The 1,469-nt window shown below is 50.0% G+C and carries 2 protein-coding genes; both read left to right on the top strand.

What is annotated here, in order from left to right:
- Positions 1-619, top strand: a 619-nt coding sequence (gene fliL, locus KDK14_RS08080) for a flagellar basal body-associated protein FliL (RefSeq protein WP_257264578.1), incomplete at its 5' end; no start/stop codon positions are given.
- A 135-nt stretch (positions 620-754) separates the two neighbouring features.
- On the top strand, positions 755-1,469 hold a 715-nt coding region (locus KDK14_RS08075; protein ID WP_257264577.1), incomplete at its 3' end, for a motility-associated protein.

The following is a 1,469-nucleotide window of genomic DNA, read 5'->3' as shown; positions in this document are numbered from 1 at the left end:
AAATATCGGACATCCAATACGCTGCCACAGCACATCGGCGTGGCGCTTGTTGACCTGCATATTTAGCCAATGTCTAACCGTGCTTTCCGGTGAATATGAAGAGAATATGAAGACTGACGACAATGACCGTACCATCAGGAACAGCGCCTGTGCCCAGTGGCCAAAAATGCAGTGTGGCAAGGTTAATTCCATCGCGCTTATCCTGGCCGGGGTGGTCCTGCTGGTGATTGCCGGGGGGGCAGCCTATTGGTTTTTTATCAGGGAGGATGCTCACCCGGTGTCTTCTGCTGCCTTGCCGCGACCTGAACAATATCTGTCGTTTAAAGATATGGTCGTTAACCTGGTGAACGATGAAACCTATGAACTCCATTATATGCAGCTATCCGTTGCTCTCATGACCCGAAACAGCAAATGCCTTGAACAACTGAAAAACAATCAACCGGTCATTCTCAACGCCCTGCTTGAACAGCTGTCATCCTGGACATTCAAGGAGGTGATGACCCCGGAACAACGGGAGCTATTACGGCAAAAGCTGCTGAAAACCATTCATCACACCACAGGGCTATCGCTGATCAAGGGGGTGGAAGATGTCTTTATCACCAATATGGTGATTCAGTAGAAACTGTCCTGAAATAACTTCCAGATGTTACTGACGCTACCCGAAAAGCCGGAACCACTTGTGCTTTTGCGAGCAGCGGGAAGCGGGCGGCGCCTGCCTGAAGTTAATCCTTAATGCCAACGCACCGGGTTTTGCATGTTATTGAGAATCGCTGGCTTTGCCATCCTGTTTCTGAGTATTTTTGGTGGGTTTGTCATGGCCGGTGGCCGGTTGCTGGCACTGTGGCAACCCCCTGAAATCCTGATCATCCTCGGTGCCGCTATCGGTGCTTTTGTCATTGCCAACCCGGCCACGGTGCAGAAAATGACCCTCACTCACCTGAAATACGTCATGATCAAACATAAGGAGTTCGACAAAACCTTCTTTATGGATTTGCTGGCCCTGATGTTCCGCCTGATTGATACCCGACAGCGCAAAGGCGTGAACGCCATTGAAGACGATATTGAAACGCCGCAAAGCAGTGAACTGTTCCAGAGCTATCAACGCATCCTGTCACATCCACGACTGCTCTATTTTATCACCGATAATTTACGGATTACCGGCATAAGCAGTATGCCCGGACATGCCTTTGAAGGTTTGATGGAAAGCGAGATAGAAACCCTTGGCGATGATCTGAAACGCCCGGCAAAAGCCCTGCACAGTATTGCTGATGCCTGCCCCGGCTTTGGTATTGTGGCCGCAGTGATGGGCATTGTGGTGACCATGGGCTCGATGGATGGGCCGGTAGAACTGATCGGGGTCAAGGTAGCGGCGGCACTGGTGGGTACCTTTTTAGGTATATTACTGTGCTACGGTATTTTTGGCCCACTGTCAAAGAGTCTTTTCAGTGTGATCAATGTAAGAAGATTTT

It is taken from the genome of Endozoicomonas sp. ONNA2 (assembly GCF_024606365.1).
In the GTDB taxonomy this organism is placed as follows: Bacteria; Pseudomonadota; Gammaproteobacteria; order Pseudomonadales; family Endozoicomonadaceae; genus Endozoicomonas.
This window is presented reverse-complemented; position numbering and strand designations above follow the sequence as displayed.